General features: G+C 43.4%; 9 protein-coding genes. 2 read left to right on the top strand and 7 right to left on the bottom strand.

Annotation, left to right across the window (positions count from 1 at the left end; translation table 11 throughout):
* Position 1: 1 nt before the first annotated feature.
* From K429_RS0103010 to K429_RS0102990, 5 genes are all read right to left on the bottom strand, one after another.
* Complete coding sequence (locus K429_RS0103010) at positions 2-2,086, bottom strand: six-hairpin glycosidase (RefSeq protein WP_025726007.1); 2,085 nt, start codon at positions 2,084-2,086, stop codon at positions 2-4.
* Positions 2,087-2,137: 51 nt separating this feature from the next.
* Positions 2,138-3,508, bottom strand: a complete 1,371-nt coding sequence (locus K429_RS0103005; protein WP_025726006.1) for a family 43 glycosylhydrolase — start codon at positions 3,506-3,508, stop codon at positions 2,138-2,140.
* Between the two features lie 38 nt (positions 3,509-3,546).
* A complete protein-coding gene (locus K429_RS0103000; protein WP_155923384.1) occupies positions 3,547-4,878 on the bottom strand; it encodes a glycoside hydrolase family 28 protein in 1,332 nt (443 codons plus the stop codon).
* Between the two features lie 142 nt (positions 4,879-5,020).
* Positions 5,021-7,045 carry a RagB/SusD family nutrient uptake outer membrane protein gene (locus K429_RS0102995; protein WP_025726004.1) on the bottom strand — a complete coding sequence of 675 codons (2,025 nt, stop codon included), beginning with the start codon at positions 7,043-7,045 and terminating at the stop codon, positions 5,021-5,023.
* A gap of 13 nt (positions 7,046-7,058) precedes the next feature.
* A complete protein-coding gene (locus K429_RS0102990; RefSeq protein ID WP_025726003.1) occupies positions 7,059-10,379 on the bottom strand; it encodes a TonB-dependent receptor in 3,321 nt (1,106 codons plus the stop codon).
* Positions 10,380-11,007: 628 nt separating this feature from the next.
* Here K429_RS0102990 and K429_RS0102985 point away from each other — a divergent pair.
* A complete protein-coding gene (locus K429_RS0102985) occupies positions 11,008-11,631 on the top strand; it encodes an HU family DNA-binding protein (RefSeq protein WP_025726002.1) in 624 nt (207 codons plus the stop codon).
* A 107-nt stretch (positions 11,632-11,738) separates the two neighbouring features.
* Positions 11,739-15,791 (top strand): two-component regulator propeller domain-containing protein, encoded by a 4,053-nt coding sequence (locus tag K429_RS0102980; protein ID WP_025726001.1) that lies wholly within the window; start codon positions 11,739-11,741, stop codon positions 15,789-15,791.
* On the opposite strand, the gene K429_RS0102975 is transcribed toward K429_RS0102980, so the two are convergent.
* Positions 15,788-17,104, bottom strand: a complete 1,317-nt coding sequence (locus tag K429_RS0102975) for a TolC family protein (RefSeq protein ID WP_044096319.1) — start codon at positions 17,102-17,104, stop codon at positions 15,788-15,790. The genes K429_RS0102980 and K429_RS0102975 overlap by 4 nt on opposite strands.
* A complete protein-coding gene (locus tag K429_RS0102970) occupies positions 17,097-20,204 on the bottom strand; it encodes an efflux RND transporter permease subunit (RefSeq protein ID WP_025725999.1) in 3,108 nt (1,035 codons plus the stop codon). The genes K429_RS0102975 and K429_RS0102970 overlap by 8 nt, the downstream gene beginning before the upstream one ends.
* Between the last annotated feature and the right edge of the window lie 24 nt (positions 20,205-20,228).

Here is a 20,228-nt window from a genome sequence, read left to right as displayed (position 1 = left end):
TCTATAATCCCTTATTGACCAACAGATAATAGACTAACGCCCAGTCCTGATCATTCGCATAAGGATCGTAAAATTCCGCCTTCACACCGTCAATCTTATAGGGATACATATAAGCACAAGACGCCTTCCCATCTTCGAAGAAAAGACAGAGATTATTCCTCACTACATTTTCCGCACGCTTCTGATAAGAGCTATCACCGGTACATAACGCATAGTAATAATACACCGCACCGGTTATCGTACTCCAATAATGGGGAAAAGTATCGCCAAACAGTTCACGTTTGCCAAACCAATGCCCATCCCAATGACGAATCGCAACTTCATTCAGATGGTAGCTGGGTTGGAAACCATTGAATGCTTCCAGTACAGGCATTTGCCGTTTCACTTCATCCAGATATTTCTGACTGCCTGTCTCCAGATAGAGCTGTGCAAGGAACTGAATGGCAGGAGCTACAATGCTTTGCTCATAATTTACCTCATGCGCAGGGTAATTCAAACCATTCTTTACAAACACATCACCTGTCTTTATAAAATCGTTCCGCAAATCCGTGTATTCTTTCTTCATTCCGGCTTCTTTCAGGCTTTGCAGTCCCAACCGAACAGGAATACCTATTGCATAAAAGCCATAACCAAACTGCTGGAACATAGATTTCAGAGTCTTATAGCCATCAGTCACAAATTGTTTGTCGCCAGTCACTTTATACATCTGAAAATAGAATTCTGCCACCCACATATAATTATACCCACGGTTGCGATTCTTCTGGTCTACACTCGAATAGGTTACGTAATTATCCGTTTGCAGTTTCCGACGTACAAAATCAGCATACCTCAAAAGAGATTGCTTTAATTCCGGGTCTTTAGTCAGTAAATACTGTTTTGCCAGTAATACCCCCATGCCCAGACGTTCCGCTCCTTCATCGCGATCCACCGGATTACAGTTTGGCGTATCATTCAGATAAATGCTATCACCTTCATTATCATAAACCATATAAGCCCCATCACGCAAATCAGACGGATTGTTCATCTGCTGACGGGTACGAATAAAATCGACACGTTTTCGGATTAAATCAGCCGTATTGCTGATGACCAGACAGTCTGCATGAGTTTGCTTATTTCCATTGTAATAGAAATCAAAACGTACCTCACCAGCCTGTTCCATCGGTACTTCTACGAAACAAAGATTCCCTTCCTGCTTTACAGGGACAGGTACTCCATTCATTTTAGCGGTACACGCTTCTAAAGGTTCCAGACTCCGACATTCCACACGGGCTTTCTCTCCTTTCTCAAACACATATTTATTGCAAGATACAAGTACACTCCCTTTTTCCAGAAGCTTACGGCGGAAATCATCATTCCCATTGTGAGCAAAAACATGCCACTCCAGTGAATAGCTTTCTCCCGGCTTCAACAATAAATCCGGTAGATCCAATGCAATGATACCTCTTGTCTGTGAGTTTGCCTTTTTACGTCCACGCTCCCAGATTTCATAGTTTCTGATAACTCCGTCCGTCACCACCAGTCCCAGATGGGGAGTAAAATCTCCCATACGGATAGCATTGACATAGGCAGCACTTCCACCTTTCCAAATATGCGTATGAGCACGGGAATTAATGCATTGTTGTGCATCCGGATAATTATCATTGAAAGGAGTGTAGATAGCCACATCATATAAAGACACGGGGTCTTCCCCTTCATTGGTAAAAGAATATTCTTCTACCAAATCGCCCTGTTTTATTTCTCTTTTTATCAGAATACGTATATCACCTTCACGATATAAAACCTTCATTCCGTCAGGACTGATTTCCACGGGTATCCTCCATTCCCGCTTTACAGTTTCCCTTCCTTTAACCACCGTAAAGTATCCCAATCCCCAACCATAGTTATCCTTAACCCAGGGGTATTGAGTCCCATCAGTTTTCACTACCCAGTTCATACTACGATTATCGCCCTTCAAGGTCAGTTCACTAATGGCACCGGTAGAGGGATTAATACGCATCTCCACAGGAAAATTCCCGGCAGATAAACAATTGACTGCAATCAACAGACAAACAAAAGTCCCGATTCTTTTTATCAGTTCGTTCTTCATGGTAATAGTTCTGGCTTTTAATAATTTGGCTCTCTATTCTTTTTAGACTTTTCAAAAATAATAAATACTATCGACAGTCACAAAACTATTATCACTTCCATAAACAGCCTTTGTTTTATCAGTCCACACAGGCATAATGCCTGTCACTTCTATCAATAAAGTATAATTATCTTCCGGCATCTCCGGAGTCATGATGCGAATTGCCTTTTCAGGATATTTACTATAAAAATCCACTAAAGAAACATACACCGTATCCTTCTTTGCATCCAGCAAACTCACTCTTGCATATCCGCTATGAGGATTCGATTCCCCGATCACCGCAGTATGAGTCCCTTTAAAAGGAATACTCAGAACACTGCCCTTCACATTCGATAGCAACCGCCCGTTGTCTTGCTCCCAGTCCGGTGTAAATTCCATCTTTGAAACAGGAATCTGCTTTCCTTTGCGTAATGCATCTACAGGTTTCAGCCGGTTGATATCCCAGCATTGCCAATATTCCGGAATGGAAATATGCGTTCCATCCACTTGCAGAGGCATCCACACATAAGTAGCGGCCGAGGCCTGATGAGGATACGACCAACGGTCACCCATAAACATCGGGATTGTATCATTCCCTCTTTTCAAAGGAAAAACAAAAGTACTTTGTGAGTTATAAGTCAGTTTTCCTTCGGGGCAAAATAGTCCTTGCTTCGTCCATGGGCCTTCAATATTCGGTGCTGTAAAATAGAAATTATCATTTTTCTCCCAACTGGTCAAATTAGAGTACAGCATATAATACATGCCGTTTTTCTTGAACATGGCAGGCGATTCACCCGAATCTTTTATATAAGCAGCTTCCGCCTCAACCGAACAATAATCGTCACTCAAACGATAGACAGGTCCATGATGAATCAGCAGATACCCCTTACCATCCGTATCCTGAAAGGTTCCCATATCCCAACGTTTCACAGGCTTACCTTCATAGAGCAGCGGTCCCTGCAATTTATATTCCCCATTGATCGTGCTACAGGTAGCATAGCCTATATATGGGTCCATATAACCTAAATCATCGGCATGCATATACATGACATACTCTCCGGTAGAAGGGCATTTCATCACCTTCACGCGCTCACCTACACGATCAGGCCCCAGTATTCCGTCAGATTGTACGGGTAACACGATCCTTTCGAATTTCCAGTTCACCAAATCATCCGAAGAGTAGCAACTAAATCCCGGAAAGGCATTGCTTTTGTCCGATTTATATTCCCCGAAAAGATAATATCTGCCGCCGTCTTCCACAATACAGGCACCATGTGCATTGACTATATTGCCTTGATCGTCAAACCAGGGGATACCATTATAAACAATCTTTTCAGAACCTTCATTGAAGGCGTCCGAACAACCTACACAAAAAAAAGCTAATAACAATATTAATTTCACCATATCAATGTTGATTAACAAACCCATTAATTTTATCGTCTTTAGTTCTCGGAGAATGAATAAGTCACATTCCTTTCCGTCACATTTTCCGTATTATCTATCTTTTTCACAAAACCTCTCACTTCATTTACATACACGTCTTCAATCACTACATTTCTGGCCGGCAGCTTCGCATCTCCTTTCAACTCATAGATGGCATCGGCCGAAGTACACACCACATTTTTCATGTAAATGCCATCAATGCGCGTAATGCGTTCTTCATACGTAGGCACAAGGTCTTTCCATTGGTAAAGCACATCCGTATCTATCTCAAGTACCCGCTGTACATGGCCGGCCCTGATATTCTCCATGTGAATATTTTCCACAAATGCTCCCCGGCGGTGGTTGGTTTTCACAAAGAAAAGTCGCCTGACAGATTGCGGCACCTTACAATCATGCATATACACATTCCGAATGCCTCCTGATATTTCACTACCGATACCCAGTAAAGTATGCCCTTCCACAATGTTACAATTACGGATCACTATATTTTCAGTTGGTATATTCAGTCGCCATGCATCCCGGTTGCGTCCTGCCTTGATAACCACCGCATCATCACCCTGATCGAAAGTACAATCTTCTACCAGGAAGTTACGGGTCATTTCCAGATCGATTCCATCATTATTGTGACCGTGGGCTTTCACATCCAGATTCCGGGCAATACCGCCATCACACATGTAGATATGAATAGTCCAAAACGGGCTTTCCCTAATTTTAAATCCGTCAAGCAATACATTCCTGCAACGGTTGAAATGTATCAGATGCGGACGAAGATTGTTTTCTCCCACCGCCATTTGCCGTTTCTCTACGGGAACATCCGTAGAGGCCATCGTATAGAGCTCTTTCAATGCATTCAAATGGGCTTCCGGACGTGCAAACCACACTTTCCAAGTATCCATTTTAGGTTTCAGCATGCCTTTTCCGGTAATCGCTACATTCTCACAACCAATAGCATAGACCAGCGGAGAGTAATTATAACATTCCATACCCTCCCATGAAGTCATTACAGCAGGCAGATAATCAGATGGATGGTCCGTAAAACATAACACAGCATTTTCCGATAAGTATAAGTTGACATTACTTTTCAAATGCACAGGACCGGTCAACCATTCTCCTTCGGGAATTACGACTCTGCCGCCACCTGCTTTATGGCAGGCATCGATGGCTTTAGCTATGGCAAAGGTATTATCGACCTTTCCTCCTTCTACAGCACCATATTCTAAAATAGAAAAATCATTCTGGGGATAGATAAACTCTTTTATCGGATCCATAGGAAAAGGAGCATCAACATTCACCGTAATATATTGTCCGAAAACCGGGAATAAAGAGCCCATAAATACACCTAACACAGATAAAGCCCTTTTAAAGAATTCTTTTTGCATTTTCGTCTTATTAAAAGTCATAAACAGCTTTTAAAAAGGTCACTTACATAAAGGCAAGTGACCTTTCTAAAATACTCATCTCACCTATCCCTATTTATTGTTCAGCAGGAGTATCAGCAGCAGTTTTCCAGTAAGGATTTTGATAAATAGGAGAACTTTCAATCGTTACTCCATCAGAAGCCGTTATCAGAAATTGTTTGGCCATTATCGGCTCCAAATAATGAGCCATTTTCCACTTATAACCTCCATAGCACTTTTGAGTACTGGTTCTACGATAAGGACGAAGATACTCACTATCCGACTTCTGTGATACAGTTGCATTTGCAGAACCGTCTGCCACCAAACCATTGTACCATTGTTCCATCGGTGTATTCCAGAGGTGCATACCTTCGGGAATATAAGGGTTTGAAAGCATCTGATCCATAGCTCTCCAACGGCATACATCCATATATCGTAAACCTTCTGAAAGGAATTCCGAACGGCGTTCGCGACGGATATTATACAATGTTTTGTCTGTCAAAAGCCGTCCTGCTGAATAAGCTCCCCAGTCATTTTCCGCTTCTTTTGCCATATCAGTAGCCATAATTGTCGCATCAATATCTTCGCTGACATGAGCGCGACGACGAAGAATCTGCCAATATTCACGTGCAGTACCATCCAATGTCCCATTCTTTTCATAACTGGCTTCCATATAATTCAATAATGCTTCTGCCGAACGATAAAGCACTACCCCTACAAAGCCAGCCCACACATCTTGATAGTGCTTTACATCGAAAGCACCCCCTTTTCGCAAAAGATAACCAGTGGTTGCACGTGTCTGATTGGCACCATCTGTGATTCCCGGATAAGGTTCAGTACGATAAAAAGTACTAAGTGGGCTTGTTCCATCAACAAGAATATTTTTCTGTCCCGGCTCTTTCAGGAAAACAGATAAGCGGGAATCTCTGTTGGCACGAACATCCGCTATTGTTTTGTCTCCTTTATAAACTCCATTACCATCGGAATAGGAACCGTTCTTATAAACAGGCGTACCATCTGCCATCAGGAAATTCTGCACGCAAGCACGAGTTATGCCTAAAGCCCAGTTACCCTGATTGGCACCGACACATATCCCATGTGTAGATACGCCATACGTATATTGCTTCCAAAGCAAAACTTCAGGATAGGAAGAAAGGTCTTCCACTGCATACATTTCATAAAACGGGTTCTCAGAATCTCCTGAATTTTGTTGCAATGTACCTGTATTAGCAGTTAACGAATTCTTATACTTCTCAGCTACTTCCTTCGAAGCAGAGATAGCCTCATCAAGAAAGTAATTAATTTCATTTTCAATACTTCCACTCGGATACTGATAGTTGGCATTATATTCTTTTGATTTACCCGGCCAGCCTTCTCCATTGGGAACAAATGCAGTACCTTTAAAATATTTCAGCCATGTACCTTCATAAAGAGCTACACGAGATTTTATCAAAAGAGCCAGATCACGGTTAATCCGAGTGGTTACCATATCTTTCCCATTCATCAGAACAGCTGCCTTATCTAAATCTGACAGGATGAAGCGTGCAACTTCGTTACGTGGCATACGCTTACTGGCCTCAATCAATGCCGTTTCATCATCCGGCAGAGGTTCGGTAATGATAGGAAAGTCACCGAAATTTTGATAGCGTTTGAAATATTCGAGCGCACGCAAGGTATACATCTCTCCGATATAATGTTTGATACTCACCAAATCACCCGAAATTGTATTCTGTGAACCACTTAAATCTTCTCCGAAGCGAGGTAACACTTCCGAAAAGAAGAAATTCAATCTATAAATTGTTTCAAACGACCAGTTTCCTTCCGAATACGGAACCTTCCACTGGCCTTCAAAGAAACGGTCGGGAGCAGTCTCCGGTATTTGATTGTCAGTATACTGATCGTCGGTACCGTAATATCCATAATTACTGCCCGGAAGAATACGTGGATATATCTCGTCCGCATAGGCTTGTAACTGGGAAGCCTCCGTAAAATACTTATCCGGATCTACAGAAGATTTCGGCTCACTATCCAGAAAATCATCACAAGCCGTGAGACCCATAGTGAAGATTGCAGCTAAAGCTATTCTATATAATGTTTTCATATTACTAATCTATTTAAAAAGTTAAACTTAATCCGAATGACCATGTACTTGACAACGGATAAACATTTCCTCCGACACCCCCGGTACATGTTTCAGGATCAAACACATCAAATAAGGAAGTGAAAGTCAGCAAATTCTCACCTGAAACGAACAAACGACATTTTGAAATACCGGCTTTCTTGGTCCATGTTGCAGGCAGGGTATAACCCAATTGCAAATTTTTCAAACGCATATATGCCGCATTCTGCATGTAACGACTTTGTACACGCTGGTTTTTACCACCATCTGCATAACTCAGAAGAGGACGGGGAAAATAAGAATCTACATTTGCCGGGATTTCATACCCTTCCAGTCCAACCGACTCTGCGCGGAAATAGTCATTGTGTTGTACAAATCCGCGTATATGCCATTCACTAACATTACCGCGAGCCCCCCAGAAGTAACCACCCGCATTATCATTGTTCGTCGTAGAGTCACCTCCAGCCCAGAAATCATGTTTCAATACTCCTTGCAGAAAACAACGGAAATCGAATCCTTTCCAATCAGCAGTAAGGTCAATCCCAAAGAAATAGTGCGGATTGGCATCACCCAGTACTTTTAAATCACCATGGTCATTCAACGTATTGGCTCCTGTAGAAATTTTGCCATCACCATTCAGGTCTTTATACATGATATCACCGGCTCCCCATTGTGTTCCGATAGCACTTTGTCCACCATTAGGCAACGAAGCAATATGTGCATCCATTTCAGCTTGCGTTTTAGCTATGCCAATTGTTTCAAATCCCCAGATCTGATTTATTTTCTGTCCGGCGATATACGACCACTTTATACCTGTATTGGAACTTCCCGAAGTCAATGATCCGGTTTTATTACTTGGATAACTGTCTATGTAGGTCTGTTGATCGGACAACGATACGCTGACACCATAATTCAGTCCATTCTTCAGGCGATCTCTCCAAGCAAGCGAAACTTCCCAACCTTTTGTTTTAAGATCACAATTATTCGTTTGAGGTGCTTTAACTCCCAAAGTCAAAGGCAATTCCGGAGCATCGCCCACCATATCTTTCGTATAACGGATAAAGTAATCGAACGAGCCCGTCAGACGATTGTTGAAAAGACCGTAATCAAGTCCAATATCCCAAGTCCGTACTTTTTCCCAAGTCAAAACCGTACTGATCAGGTCACCGACTTTTGCCGTATTGGGTTTTGTTCCATTTTGCAACCATCCTCCATCTAAGATACCCAACGTCATAGTCCGGTAAGTAGGATACCACTGATTCGTATTTTGATTACCCAGCTGGCCATAAGAGAAACGAAGTTTCAGCAAGTTTGCCACATTTTGTATGGGTTGCCAGAACTTTTCCTGTGCAATATTCCAACCTAAAGAAAAGGAAGGAGACCACTGCCATCGGTTACCACGGCGGAAACGGGAAGTTCCATCGTAACGAATATTGGCTTCTGCCAGATAGCGCCCTTGATAGTCATAATTCAAACGTCCGAAGAAACCGGCAGTAGCCCATCTGTTACTATAACCATGTACAGTAGCATCTTTGGACAGGCCACTGTTCAATTGTCCGTTCGTCAGGTCAAATTCGGGCATATCTGACATTATCAATCCATTCTTAAATACATTCAAATCGCTTTGTTCCATCTCTTCCGCCTGGAATCCGAGCATTATTTTAAAATTATGCGAATCATTGAATGTACGTGCGTATTCGCTATAAACGTTCAGGTTCAGATAATTTTCCTTCTTATCCTCCTGATACAACCCCGAATCTTTTTCGCGATAGAGTTCGGTTCCGGTGGGACCCAATTGATAGGAAGGCAAAGTCGTTTCTTTAACTTTCTGGTTCATGATACTATAGTTGAACTCCACATTCGTTACCCAGTTCTTTATAGGTTCAAAAATAAGAGCCGCCTGATAATAATGGCGGTCCGTCTGTACATCACGTTGCCCACCCTGTTCCAGTTCCACAGCATTATAACCGAAGATATTACCACTTGGATCATACATAGGAATATTGGGCCAGTTCTGACGACCGAACATACGATAAAAAGTATCATTGAATTTACGCGGGCGCCAAACATCATTACGAGTAAAACGTGCGGTGAAGTTAAACTTCAGCCAATCAGTTAGCTCACTGGTGAATTTACCGGTTGCATTGTAGCGTTTCATACCGTCTTCACCTATCTTCAATAAACCGCCCTGATCAAGATAATTAAAAGAACCATAATAAGTCATCTTCTCACTTCCCCCCGATACACTCACATTGTGTTCCTGAGAGAATACCGTACTTTTATAAAGCTCACCATAAATATCCGTATTGCCATAAGCATACTGCCACACATCATTCCACGCTGCGGGATTACTGGGACTGGGATCCATACCAGCCGTTAGTTTGCCAGACTGATAGTCAAGCATCTTCTGCATAGTTTCATTGGAGAACCTGGCTGCCTTACCACTATTCTTGAGAGATTCATTCATAAAAACAGCAAAAGTATACGAGTCCATAGATTCCGGTAACCCTATAGGGCTGGCTATACGGAAACTATTATTATAATTGATCGTAGCTTTTCCAGCTTTCCCCTTCTTTGTAGTAATAAGTATGACCCCAAACGGTGCCCGGGAACCATAAATAGAAGATGCAGCCGCATCTTTCAATACCGAAATGTTCTCAATATCCTGCGGATTCACAGTGTTAATATCCCCTTCCATACCATCAATCAAGATGAGTGGAGATCCACTTGAAGAACCAATAGTTCCGGTACCACGCACGGAAATATCCATATTTTGGTCCAAAGCTCCGGAACTTGTGGTAATTTTAAGTCCCGGTACTAAACCTTGCAGGGCTTGTGTTGCCGACGATACCGGACGAGACTCTAATTCTTTGGCTGTGGCAATCCCCACTGATCCGGTCAGATTTACCTTCTTCTGTGTACCAAAACCTACGACTACAACTTCTTCAAGCATTTCCGTATCGTCTTTCAGAGTTACATCTATGACTTTACCTGTAACGGCCTGTACTTCCTGCGTTTTATAACCAATATAGGAAATAGCGAGTGTCGCACCCGAAGTTACCGAGAGGGAAAAATTACCGTTTATATCGGTAATGATTCCATTGGAAGTTCCTTTTTCCACCACACTTGCACCGATTACCGGTTCTCCCATTGAATCTTTCACAACTCCTGAAACCTTGATTTGTTGCTGAACGATTTCCAGACTTGTTTCATTGCTTCCAGCCATCATCGAAAGAGGATGTCCTGCAATGAAACCAGTACAAAGCAACAAGGCTGCAAGCGCCTTCCGATTGTTCCTTAAAGAATTTGATTTCATTGTTTTTCTTTAAATTAGATAATTAAAAAGGTTAATTAAATCTCTTGAGTTCCCCTCTAAAAGGGATATGCAAATGTATAGGAACTAACTTAAAAGAACCGATGACAAATATTGCTTCGATAAAGGACAAATTCGTCATGCCCATTTTGCCACTCTTTTCTGACCATTTTACCCCGGTTCTTAGCTCATTGTCCCCAGACTGCATAATCCGAATGGTAAACTACAATTCGTCCATACTGAAAGGAGACAAACAAAAGTAAGGGTTTGATTCCAAAATAAACAGTGAGATATCGGGAAAAAAGAAGGGTGAAAATGGTCAATATACAATCAAGTTGTCCCATGTTAATGAAAAAGTTCTCTTCTCTTCATCAGAAAGTTCCTAATAATGCAAAGGAAAGTTTGCGGCATCGAATAAAAAGTTATAAATTGCAGCTTCATTTATATATTCGTAATCTACAAATATGAATTCGTAAATTACATTTTTATATTCGCAGACTATGAATATACTTTTTTATTAACTTTGACAGGTTTTGTATAAAGAGAAAATAAGTTTTGTACGAATAGAGAGCAGGTTTCTTCCCTATACGGAGCAAACAGGAAACATATAACCACTAAATAAACCTATATTATGGCTGAATATGAAATGCAGGAGATGAACCTGCCGAACAAAGACGGGAAACGCATACTCTATCCCCGCCTCGTACAATCCGGACAAGCAAGTACGGATTACATCACAAAGATACTGTCCGAAAAGAGTTCATTTACCAGAGGTGACATCAAAGGTCTGCTACAGGAACTGGCCGATGAACTGGCTTACCAAATGGGACAAGGGAAATCGGTAAAGTTGGATGGAATAGGAACCTTTGTTCCCTCACTGGCTCTGCGCATAGACAAAGAACGGGAAACCGGAGAAGCAGATAGCACCCGAAGAAATGCAAGAAGCATCGTAGTAGGCAGCATCAACTTCAGAGCAGAGAAATCATTGATTCACAATACCAATTATAACTGTGACCTGGAACGTTCGCAACAGAAATTCCGCCGTTCCTCGCAGAAGTACACACCGGAAGAACGCCTGGAACGGGCAAAGCAATATCTTACCGGACATCCTTATATGACGGTCAGGAATTATGTCCAGCTAACAGGGTTGCGGCCCACTACTGCCTCTGTAGAGTTAAGGAGATGGGCAGAGAATCCGGAAAGTGATATTACAACTTCCGGACGAGGCACACATAAGGTGTATATACAAAGGTAAATTCGTCAAACAGCAGGGACAGATTGGGCAAAACACCTGTTTGGGATAGCTGTAACGCGAATTTATTGTATTTTTGTTGCAAAGACAAATTCATAACCAAACTGATTATGCAACGACATTCATCCCTATTGATTCTGTTGGTTTTGCTGCTTTTTACAACAAGCAGCACGGCGCAGCCTTACATATTACAACACTTAAGTATAGAAGATGGGCTATCGAATAATTATGTCCAGGACATTGCGCAAGATAAACGGGGATGTATCTGGATTGCAACCGTACTTGGGCTGAACCGGTTCGACGGACTTAAGTTCACCACTTACAAAAGTACCAATTCTAAATTAGGGAATGATGCGCTGAATGCGTTACTCTACGATGAAGAAGAAGATGAACTATGGATAGGAAGTAATAGTGGACTGTATATACTCGATTGCTCTACAGAGCAAATCAGAAGATGCACGCCCTCAGAAGGGATAGCAATCAACAATGTTTCATACCTAACTCCCGCTTCTAACGACGGAATATGGATTGTTGCCCACACAGGACAGATAGTACACTATAACAAAAAGGATGAGAAATACACCTTATTATCAGATCAAATCAAAGGAGAACTGAAACCGTCAAGCTGGTGCGCTTTCGATGATGAAGACGGGCATCTGTACATAGGGCATGCACAAGGTGGATTGAGCATCATTGATCTGGGAAACAAAACAATCCGCACTCTCTCCAACATTCCCGAGAATCCCAACAGCCTGCCCGGAAACAGCGTTTATACAATCTATAAAGACCATTTGGAGAATATCTGGGTGGGTACAAATCAAGGGCTCGGGCTGCTCAATCCTAAGACAGATGAATTTACCATCTTCAAACATGAGTCCAATAATCCACATTCATTGATAGCCGACCATATATATGACATAAAGGAAATGGAAGACGGCACCTTATGGATAGCCAGTGACATCGGCGGAATCAGTATACTCGATTTGCATAACATCACTTTCAAATCTCCCCAAAACGTACAGTTCTATAACATCACTGCAACGATGGATAAACATGGACTCTCATCAGGAAATATACGAAGCCTGTTGCAAGACAAGTTTGGCAATATATGGATAGGTAATTATAGCAGCGGAGTGGACTTTATCAGTCATACCCAACCTATATTCCATGTACTTCCCTACACCACCCAAGGCAAAGATAAACAGAAAAACAAACCGGTTTGGGGACTATTTCAGGACAGTGAAGGAGAAATATGGCTGGGTGGAGAAAATGAGGCAGTTGTATTTAAAGACAATAAACAACTGAAAAGTTTCGACATCACGAAATATTTATCCAGACCTTACGGACAAGTATTTTCCCTCCATGAAATGACTCCCGGCACTTTTCTGCTTGGAATATACGATGACGGCCTGCTGAAACTCGATACAAAAAGCAATCGAATAGAACGTATAAAGCTCGACATGAGCAACATAGACATTCTTTCCTTTTTCAAAGACAACGACGGAACCATGTGGATAGGTGCCGAATACGGCATATACACCTATAAAGACGGAATCATACGGAAAGAGGAAGATATTATCCGGGAACTGTCCGATAAATCGATATATGGCATTTTACGCGACCGGCAAGGAAGGTTATGGATGGGATCTTATGGTGGCAGAATAACAATATTCGACAAAGATTATAAAGTGGTTACGCGGTTAGATCACAGCAACGGGTTCAAAACCAACGGAATCAATGATCTCTTTATGGACTCGCAAGGTGGTGTGTGGGCAGCAACCCGTAATGGAATTGGTTATATAAAAGATACCAGTAAACCGGAAGAGTTTGAACTCTATGGTTACAGCCACGGGCTTGAAGATACTTTCGTACGCAGCATCCAGGAAGATTTACAAGGAAATATCTGGATCAGTACCAACAATGGCATTTCTTTATGGAACAAGCAAAAACTGCAATTTGAAAACTATGATTACCGGGATGGGATACCGATGGGAAATTTCATAGAAGGTTCAGCCTGCTGCACACCGGACGGTACTCTCTACTTCGCCTCACTGAACGGTGTCTGTTACTTCAATCCGCAAAGCCTGACTACGCACCGCCAAGTAGCCCCTGTACAGATCATGGAATGCAGGCACCTCAATAACCAGATAGAAAGTCGCCGGGCCGAAGCATTGATTCCAATTACAAACGGGCACATTGATTTACCATATGACCAAAATTCTTTCCGGATCACATTTTCCATATCGGATTATTCACAAAGTGGACAGGTAGAGTATGCATATCTGATAGAAGGCTTGGAGAATACATGGACCAATACTTTAGGCGAGAGCCAGATTACATTCCGCAACATTTCTCCCGGTGAATATACCTTTAAGGTAAAGGCGCGTTTGAGAAATCAGGAATGGGACGACAATCATGTGGCAACATTGAAAGTATACATCCATCCGCCACTATGGTTGACGTGGTATGCAAAGATTTTCTATATCCTGCTGGTATTGCTGGGCATCTACAGTTGGTTCCGTTTCTACAAACGCAAGTTGCTGTTGGAAAGCTCACTCGAACTGGAGAAGAAGAAGAGCCAGAACGAACAGGAGCTCAATAACGAACGCCTGCGCTTCTATACCAATATCACGCATGAGCTACGCACACCGCTGACATTGATACTCGGTCCGTTGGAGGACCTGATTAATGATCCGAAAATACCAGCTTTCTACGGTAATAAGATTAAGGTCATTCACAGCAGTGCACTACGATTGTTGAACCTTATCAATCAGATACTGGAATTCCGCAAAACAGAAACGCAAAACCGAAAACTGACCGTAGCGAAAGGGAATCTGAGTAGCCTGGTGACAGAAACAGGACTGCGCTATAAAGAACTGAACAGGAATGATAAAGTGAAGTTCCGCATCAATATTGCAGCAAAAGATGCAAAGATTTATTTCGATACCGATGTCATTTCCACCATATTGAACAATCTACTGAGTAATGCGATAAAATATACCTCAGAAGGAGAAATCAACCTGATCCTGCGTTCTGCCGATGATGGAGGAAATCAATATACGGAAATCATCGTAAGCGATACCGGATATGGCATAGATGCTGAGGCACTTCCTCATATCTTCGACCGTTACTATCAGGCAAAGGGGAAACATCAGGCATCCGGTACGGGCATAGGACTTGCTTTAGTAAAGTCGCTTGCCGACCTGCACGAAGGAACACTCCAAGTGGAAAGTGAAATAGGTAAAGGAACTACTTTCACCTTCCGCCTTCTGACTGAAAACACGTACCCGAATGCACTACACAGAGAGGAAAAGGAAACGCTCGCACAGGAAGAGACAGATATCGCGGAAACGGTGGAAGAAGAAAAAGAAGAGGCTGATACCCGCCCTGTAGTACTGGTAGTGGAAGATAATGACGATATACGCGAATATATTGCCACTTCATTCAGCAGCAACTACCGCATTTTGACAGCAACGAACGGTAAGGAGGGCTTAGAGCAAGCACAGAAATATATTCCGGACATCATCATCAGCGACATCATGATGCCGGAAATGGACGGCATCGAACTCTGCAAGCTAGTGAAGGAAGATATACGCACCAGCCATATCCCCGTCATCCTGCTCACAGCCAAAGATTCCATCCAGGATAAAGAAGAAGGATACGAAAGTGGTGCAGACTCCTATCTGACCAAACCCTTTAGTGCCAAACTGTTGAACAGCCGTGTACACAACCTACTGGAATCCCGCAAAAAGCTGGCACTTATAGTAGCCAACCGCACCAAAGAGTTGAAACCGGAACAACAGGAAGAAACCATCAAACTAAATAAGCTGGATGAAGAATTCCTGACCAAATTCACCACCATCGTAGAGGAGAATATAGACATGGAAAAGATGGACATGTCCTTCATGATGGAGAAAATGAACATGAGCCATTCCACACTCTACCGGAAGATCAAGAGCCTGACCGGAATGTCAGGCAATGAACTCATCCGGAAAATCAGACTGAAAAACAGTTTGCGGTTACTGATGGAAGAAGGGCATAATATTTCAGAAGCAGCCTATGCAAGCGGCTTCAATGACCTTGGATATTTCCGCTCCTGCTTCAGGGAGGAATATGGAATGGCACCATCGGAATATATCAGGTTACGGAAATCGCAAGACTAACGCCCCGTAGCCTGCAAATATTCGCACTTCTTCACCTCATACCGGGCATAAGACTCCACATAGCGGTCCTTACTTTGTTGGAAAAGCGTCTGAGCATCCAGTAAGTCATTCATCGTACAGGTTCCGGCCTTGTAGTAGTCCGTATTCAGGCGAAGATTCTCCGTGGCCTGTTCAATGGATCGCATGGATATTTGCATCTGTTTGTAAGCATCCGTCAGGTCGTTCCAATTCTGCTGCATACGGAGGATGAGCAGTTCGCTCTGGTCCGTAAGCTGATTCTCGGCATTGCGTACCTGGAGTTCCTGTTTCCGCACGTCATGCGAACCGCCCCACCAACCGGATAAAGGAATTGAAACTGTGGCAAAACCCATCCAGAAAGGGTGGTCTTTATCCATCAGATTGTCATACATATATCCGCCGCCAATGGCAACGGTAGGCAGATATTTGCCAACGGTTATGCGGCGTTGCAGCTTATTGGCTTTGAGGTTTTGCTGCAACAAGTGATATTCATTGGTCAGAACCAGGGAGGACTCAGGGTTCCGATAAAGTCCCTGCGGATGTTCCGGCAAGACTTCGCCAGCGACAGGAGGAACATCCACAATTCCGGAATCTTCTCCTATATACTGTGCCAACACTTGTTGTGAAAGCGTCAACGCATTCTCAATCTGGCTGCGACTGCTCTCTATCTCGTTCTGCCGCAACTGTATCTGGAGCAGGTCATTGCGCGTTGTCACTCCGGCATTTACCGAAGCTTCGACATCTTTCAGCAGATTAGCCAACTGTGCCTCGACCACGGTAATGGTCTGCAACTTCTCTTTCAACATCACAACCTGCCAGTAATAGTTCTCAGTAGTAAGTTTCACTTCATTTTCCGATTGGTTATATTGCAACCGGTTAACCTGAATGTTTACCTTCGCCAACTTATTACCGTTTACAATCTGCCCTCCCGTGAAAAGCGGCATCGAGGCCGATACGCCCCCTACCACTCCTTTCTTCATAAGTGACATTTGCATTCCAGGTCCCATGTCCAACTGAAGTAATCCTTTGTCAGCCATAAATCCCGTACCTGTCGCACTCAAAGAAGGGAAATACTTGGTGAATGCTTCCTGACTGCCTTGTTTGGCTATTTCCAGATTATTGCCGGCATTCTTTATCCGTACATTGTTTTCAAGAGCCTGTTGCAGGCATTCGTCCAGAGTATACACACGCTGGGCAGAAACCGGAACCAACTGTGTGAAACCTACTAACCAAAGAAATATATATCGATTCAATTTCTGTTTCATAATGCTGTATCTATTGATTGTTTTACTCATTTTCCATTTTCTCCATAGCTATGCGCTTACGTGTAGAGCCACTGAACATGAACCAGTAACAGACCGGAAGCACTGTAAGCAAAAATACCATTGTGATGAGTGTGCCGTAACAGATAACGGTTCCCATTGGCATCCACAGTCCGCTGCCTCCCAGTATCATCGGGATGACACCCATGGATGCAGCTGCCGAAGTAAGGAAGATGGGACGCATACGACGACGGGCCGAATGATAAATAGCATCGCGCACACCCAACTTTTCCGTTTTCCGTAATTCTTCAGCGTAGTCTATCATGATAATACCGTTACGCACAATGATACCCATCAGGCTAACAACGCCCAAAATACTGGTTACGCCGAAGTCCACGCCCTGCACAAGTACTCCTACAGCCGTTCCAAACACGCAAAGGGTCATACAGGCAAAGATGAGCAAGGCAATATTGACATTGCGGAAATGGATCAGCAAGATAAAGTAGATAATAGCGGCAGCAATCAGCAATCCGGTCAGAATGGGAGGCAGTTTCTCTTCACTATCTTCCAGGTCACCACCATAAGTCAGGGTTACATCAGGAGAAAACGAAAGATTCGCTACTGCTTTCTGCACTTTGCCGGTTACGTCCATACCATTCTCACCGCGCTGAAGATCTGCCATGACAGTAATCGTATAAATGCCGTTGCGACGTACAACCTGACCGTTCTCCCATGCCGGAACCACATCGGCCACTTGCCGCAAAGGTACATTCGCCAGTCCTCCGGCAACAGGTATAAGTTCGTCTTCCAAATCACAACTGTTGGCCGAATCCGCCTGGGAGTTCTTCAACTTGACAGAAATATCGTAATCACCTTCCCAAACGGTTGCCACGGGGATACCACTGCCGTAACGCATGGCAAGGGTGGTTTCCAGCATTACATTACTGATGCCCAACCGGGTGGCTTCATCCTCTTTCAGTACGACGCGGGTAGTGGCAAGCGGATCATTAAAGTTAGTGCTTACCAATACCAGTTCGGGCATGGAGCGCAACAGTGCCGCCACTTTGTCGGCTTCACGACGTAATGTGTCGATATTCTCACCGCTGAGGCGTACTTCAACAGGGTACGTCGCTTCGTTATAGCTCAGTTGCTTAAAGCGTACCAAGGCTTCCGGGAAGTAATCGGTATACTTAGGCGCATATTCATTCAGTAGGTCTTCCGTCGCTTGATTGCTTACCGTATTGACAATGAATTGTGCAAAGTTAGTCCCGGCTATCTGCGGAGCGTAGGCTGTCTGGAAACGTGGAGAAGCACACCCCACAAAGGATGCCACAGACACTACACGCGAATCATTGCGCAGGATATGCTCCAGGCTGTCGGCTATTTGACCGGTCTTCTCTACAGCGGTTCCCGTAGGCAGGGAAATTTCCACAGCAAACTGGTTGCGTTCTGCTATCGGCATCAATCTTTGCGGCAATTTACCCATCAGGACGATGCCTATGATAATAGAAAGAAGGCCTAAAGCCATCGTCATACGGGGCCAGGTGAAACAGAGATCCAGTAATTTATTATAGTATTTCTGCAAAGCATCGAGGAAGGAAAACTTCTTTTTTCCATTCTTATTTGTTGCACTCTCCATCGGTTTGCGAATGAAATAGAACTGCATGAACGGCACCAACAATGCAGCCACTAACAAGGATACTCCCAACACGATGCTGATGGCCCAAGGGAAACTAACCAGAAAATCCTGTATCTGTCCTGTTGTTGTGATAAGGAAGGGGAAAAAGGTGATGCTGATGGCACACGTCGCCGAGAATATCGATTTAAAGAAATGCGTAGCACTCTGTATCGAAGCATGCCAACGCGACACACCTTCACCCAACTTTTCCAGATAGCTATCGATAATGACGATTGAGTTATCCACAATCATCCCCAAGGTTACAATAAGAGCCGCCAAAGTCACGGTATTCAGTTCGATATCAAAGGCATGAAACAATCCCAGTGATATGAATATTGTAATAGGTATAGTGGAAGCGGCTACCAGTGCCACACGCATAGGCAACAGGAGCATCACCACTATAATCACCGCTATAATGGCAACCAACAGTTCGTGCAGGAAGTTATCCACACTATCTCCTACTACCTGGCTCTGATCGGTGATACAGAAAAGGTTGACATCCGACGGTAATGACGGTTGGAACTCTGCAATCGTCCGGTTTATCTCCTCTCCCATTTGAACGATGTTCTTGCCTTTCTTCATCTCTATACTTAGCAAAAGGCATTTTTTACCATTGTTAGTGATATAGCTGTCGGGGGCAGGATATTCTTTTACCACACGGGCCACGTCCTTCAGGCGAATGTTATTTCCTATCGGATCAGTATAAACAATTTGTTCCAGCACATCGCGTACCGTATTCAATGACTTAGCCACATAGACAGGCTGAACATATACAGGATTCTTCACCCGACCGCCCGAAGTAGTGAAACCTTTCGTAAAAAGGGTAACAGCGAGTGTCTGTTCAGTCAACCCGTATTGCGAAAGTTTATGGGTATCCAGATATATAGAGATCTGTTCCTTTTGCATTCCGCTTACCGTCATACGGCCGATGCTGTTGATACGGCGCAGGCGGTCTTGCAGGGCATCCATATAGTCGTCCAGTTCACGATAGGTCTTGTCCACACTTTCCATAGTGATGAGCAAGGCGGAAGTATCGCCAAAATCATCCATTACCTGTACAGCCAGTACATTCTTGGGCAATTGCTCCTTGAAAGTGGAAACACCGTGCTTGAACTTGCTCCAGAATTCATCTTTGTTATTCAGCTCGTCATTGAGTTGTACCTGAATATAAATAATGCCATCGCGGCTCATGGAGAAAGTCTTATCTTTCTTCACTTCTTTATAGCTGAAAATATAATTTTCCAAGGGTTTGGCTACCTGTTCCACCATTTCCTCTGCCGTGTTGCCCGGAGCTACTGCCACTACAATACCCTGACGGATTGTGAAGTCAGGAAATTCATTCTTGCGCATATTCGGCAAACTGTAAATTCCAAAAGCAACAAGGCAACACACAACGAGAATTATAATCTGGCGATAGTGCATCGCCCATTCTACTGCGTTACGTTTCTTATTCATTATCTTATATTTTGTCGGTGATGT

This window comes from Bacteroides sp. 14(A), from assembly GCF_000526555.1.
Lineage (GTDB): Bacteria > Bacteroidota > Bacteroidia > Bacteroidales > Bacteroidaceae > Bacteroides > Bacteroides cellulosilyticus.
Note: the sequence above shows the minus strand (reverse complement) of the source record. Positions and strands in the feature narration are given on the sequence as shown.